General features: G+C 61.9%; 4 protein-coding genes. All 4 read left to right on the top strand.

The window, feature by feature from the left end:
* The first annotated feature begins 179 nt into the window (after positions 1–179).
* Positions 180–1,067 carry a ubiquinol oxidase subunit II gene (cyoA, locus tag ACO1BU_RS36195; RefSeq protein WP_424140713.1) on the top strand — a complete coding sequence of 296 codons (888 nt, stop codon included), beginning with the start codon at positions 180–182 and terminating at the stop codon, positions 1,065–1,067.
* 1 nt (position 1,068) lies between these two features.
* Positions 1,069–3,072, top strand: a complete 2,004-nt coding sequence (cyoB, locus tag ACO1BU_RS36190) for a cytochrome o ubiquinol oxidase subunit I (RefSeq protein WP_424140712.1) — start codon at positions 1,069–1,071, stop codon at positions 3,070–3,072.
* The gene (locus ACO1BU_RS36185; protein WP_424140711.1) at positions 3,069–3,776 is read left to right on the top strand and encodes a cytochrome c oxidase subunit 3; all 708 of its coding nucleotides are present in this window, start codon (positions 3,069–3,071) and stop codon (positions 3,774–3,776) included. Before cyoB ends, ACO1BU_RS36185 begins: the two co-directional genes overlap by 4 nt.
* Positions 3,773–4,105, top strand: a 333-nt coding sequence (locus ACO1BU_RS36180; RefSeq protein WP_424140710.1) for a cytochrome o ubiquinol oxidase subunit IV, incomplete at its 3' end; no start/stop codon positions are given. The genes ACO1BU_RS36185 and ACO1BU_RS36180, both read left to right, overlap by 4 nt.

Raw genomic sequence — 4,105 nt, 5'->3', positions numbered from 1 at the left:
GCGTCACTGACGCGAGATCTCAATCGTGCCGGGACCGTGTGCCGCATCGATAGCCTCGACACGGAGCGCCAGTGGCTGCCAAGCCGCCGTTCGTTTCTTGCCCGGCACTTGGCTCAACTCGTATGAGGCGGCCCGGCATGCCGCATCGTGGTTCTGGGCGTGGTTGAGGGAGGCAGGCAGTGTCACCTTTCTGGACAGCGGCGGCTCCCCTGACGCTGCTCTTCCTGACCGGCTGCTCGGGAGGCGTGCTGGAGCCGCAGGGAACCATCGGCGTCGCGCAACGAATAATCCTGTTCAATTCGCTGGCGATCATGTTGGCCGTCGTGTTGCCCACGATCCTGACAGCATGTGTCTTCGCCTGGTGGTTCCGCGCGTCCAACCGCAAGGCGCGCTACCTCCCGGACTGGGCCTATTCCGGGCGCATCGAGCTCATCGTCTGGTCCATCCCCATCCTGGTGATCCTTTTTCTCGGAGGCGTGATCTGGATCGGCTCGCACGATCTCGATCCTGGCAAGCCGATCGCCTCGGATCGCAGGCCGGTCGAGGTGCAGGTGGTCTCCCTCGACTGGAAGTGGCTGTTCATCTACCCTGAGGAGGGTATTGCGAGCGTGAACCATCTGGTGGTTCCAGCGGGGGTCCCGGTGCACTTCTCCCTGACCTCGGCAAGCGTCATGAACACCTTCTTCGTGCCGCAACTCGGCAGCATGATCTACACGATGAATGGAATGGAGACGCAGCTCTATCTTCAGGCCGATCGACCAGGCGTCTTCTATGGCCAATCCGCGCATTTCAGTGGAGACGGCTTCTCGGACATGAACTTTGCCCTCCACGCCATGCCGCAGGACGCGTTTGCGGGCTGGATAACAGCGGCGCAGCAGGCGGGCCCGGCGCTAGACCTGCCCGGCTATGCCGCGCTTGCCGAGCAGAGCCGGAATGTACGCCCTTTCACCTATCGGCAGGTCGATCCGGCCTTGTTCCGGGCAATCGTGACCCAGCAGGTGCCGCCGGGCCCGGGCCCACGGGTGGGAAACGGGGGGACGCCGGCCCACACCCGAACGGAGAACTGAAATGCTGGGAAAGCTCAGCTGGTCGGCGATCCCTTGGGAGCAGCCGATCCCGCTCATTGCCTCCTTGGTGGTGGGATCGGCGATCCTGGGCGTTCTGGCCTGGGCCTTTCTAAAAGGCTACCTTCCATATCTTTGGCGCGAATGGATCACCAGCGTCGACCACAAGCGGATCGGCGTGATGTACACGCTGCTTGCGCTCGCCATGCTGCTGCGTGGATTTGCCGACGCGCTCATGATGCGATCGCAGCAGGCCCTCGCCTTCCATGCTCCCGGCTACCTTCCGGCCGATCACTATAATCAAATTTTCTCCGCGCACGGCACGATCATGATCTTCTTCGGGGCAATGCCGTTCATGATCGGCCTGATGAACTTCGTCGTACCGCTGCAGCTCGGGGTGCGCGACGTCGCCTTCCCGACCTTGAACTCCGTGGGTTTCTGGCTCACCGCCACCGGCGCGCTGCTCGTCAACATCTCGCTGGTGGTTGGTGAATTCGCGCGAACGGGCTGGCTGCCCTATCCGCCCTTATCCGAGCTGACCTATTCTCCAGGCGTGGGGGTCGATTACTATATATGGGCCATTCAGATTTCGGGTGTGGGCACCCTGATCTCCGGCATCAATCTCGTCACCACGATCCTCAAGATGCGTGCGCCTGGGATGGGCTACCTGCGGATGCCGATGTTCTGCTGGACAGCGCTCGCCTCCAACATGCTGATCGTGGCCGCCTTCCCGATCCTCACCGCTACGCTCGCGATGCTGACCCTCGATCGCTATCTCGGCTTCCACTTTTTCACTAATGAAGCCGGCGGTAGCCCGATGATGTTTGTCAATCTGATCTGGGCCTGGGGACATCCGGAGGTCTACATCCTCATTCTGCCTGCCTTCGGTATCTTCTCCGAAGTGATCTCCACCTTCTCAGGGAAGCCGTTGTTCGGCTATCGCTCGATGGTAGCGGCGACCTTGTTCATCTGCATCGTCTCGTTCATGGTATGGTTGCACCATTTCTTCACGATGGGCGCCGGCGCCAACGTCAACGCCGCATTCGGTATTGCCACCAGCATCATCGCTGTTGGCACCGGTGTGAAGGTCTACAACTGGATCTTCACCATGTATGGCGGACGCATCCGCTTCACGACGCCGATGTTGTGGTCAGTCGGCTTTATCGTGACCTTCGTGATCGGTGGTATGACCGGCGTGCTGCTCGCCGTGCCGCCGGTGGACTTCGTGTTGCACAACAGCATGTTCCTGGTTGCCCACTTCCACAACGTCATCATTGGCGGCGTGCTGTTCGGCGCGTTTGCAGGTTTCACCTACTGGTTTCCCAAAGCATTTGGGTTCACGCTGCACGAAGGCTGGGGCAAGGCGGCCTTCTGGCTCTCCCTCGTCGGCTTCTATGTTACCTTCATGCCGCTCTATATGGTTGGCCTCCTTGGCATGACGCGGCGCATGCAGCACTATGATGTGCCTGAATGGCGTCCGTGGATTGTACTGGCTGCAATGGGAACCGCGATCACCCTATGCGGCGTCGCCTGCCAGGTGGCCCAGCTCATCGTCAGCATTCGCCGCCGCGTCGATCTCCAGGACGAGACGGGCGATCCGTGGGACGGCCGCTCGCTAGAATGGGCGACGCCGTCACCCCCACCGGTCTTCAATTTCGCAACGACGCCCGACGTGGCCGGCGAGGAGGCTTATTGGGAGATCAAGCAGCGTGCGATCGAAGCCCAGCACGTCGCCGATGAGCCGCATTACGAGCCGATCGAGATGCCGAGGAACAGCCCGACCGGCTTCGTCACGGCGTTCTTCTCCACCATCACCGGCTTCGCGCTGATCTGGCACATCTGGTGGATGGTGGCGCTAGGCCTTGTGGCCGCGTTCGCGACCTTCGTGGTGTTCGCGTGGCGAGACATCGACGAGTATGAGATCCCCGCGGAAGAGGTCGCTCGGGTTGATCGCGCTAGCCGTCAGGCGAGACTCGCGGCATTGGCCAGAATTGAGCAGCCTGTATGAGAGCGGTACGCGTCTCGCCTGAGGAACATCGCCGGAACCGGCAGATCGTCGACCCTTACAAGCTTGGTCGTCGCAATCATGGTCACGGCCGTGACGGTGGTGCCCATGGTGAGCCGACGGGTCACGGCGAAGGAGGTCCCGCCGACAAGCGGGTGATCGTAGGCTACGGCTTCTGGATCTTCTTGCTCAGTGACATCGTCATGTTCTCCGCGTTCTTCGCGGCGCACGCGGTGCTGGCGCGGGCGGCAGCGGGCCGTCCATCTGGACCTCAGCTGTTCGAACCGTCGCGCTTGGCGCTGGAGACCGCGTGCCTGCTCGCGTCTAGCTTCACCTGCGGCCTCTCTGGCGTGGCGGCCGAGGCTCGTAGTCAGCTCTGGAGCCAGGTTTCCCTCCTGATCACAGGCCTTCTCGGCCTCGCCTTCCTTGCGTTGGAGGTACAGGAATTCGCCGAGATGCTGGCCCGCGAGGCGGGGCCTCAGCAGAGTGCCTTTCTGTCGTCGTTTTTCGCGGTCGTCGGCTGTCACGGGGTCCATGTCGCCGCTGGACTCCTCTGGCTGGGCACGATGATGGCGCAGATTTTCGTCAAGGGCTTCCGCCCCAATATCCTGCGCCGGCTGCTCTGCTTCAGTCTGTTCTGGCACGCGCTCGACATCATCTGGGTCGCGCTGTTCACGATCGTCTACTTGATGGGAGCGGGCCGATGAACAACATGGGCGACGACGCCGATCCGAACGCTGGGGACACGGCTCCCGGCAGCATGCGTTCCGACCGCAACGGCGTTGCGCGGGGAATAGGAGGCTATGTGATCGGCCTGTCGCTCGCGGCCGTGCTCACCGCGGCCTCGTTCTATACGGCGGGGACCGATCTGATCTGGGGACCGGGAATCCCTGTTGCACTTGTCGTGCTTGCGATTGCGCAAATCGGTGTTCACCTCGTTTTCTTTCTTCACATCACCACGGCACCGGACAACACCAACAACGTGCTTGCGCTCGCCTTCGGCATTCTCGTGGTCGCGCTAATCGTCGGCGGATCA

This window comes from Roseomonas chloroacetimidivorans, from assembly GCF_049629625.1.
GTDB lineage: Bacteria > Pseudomonadota > Alphaproteobacteria > Acetobacterales > Acetobacteraceae > Roseomonas > Roseomonas chloroacetimidivorans.
The sequence above is the reverse complement of the archived record's forward strand: the minus strand, read 5'-3'. Positions and strand labels throughout refer to the sequence as shown.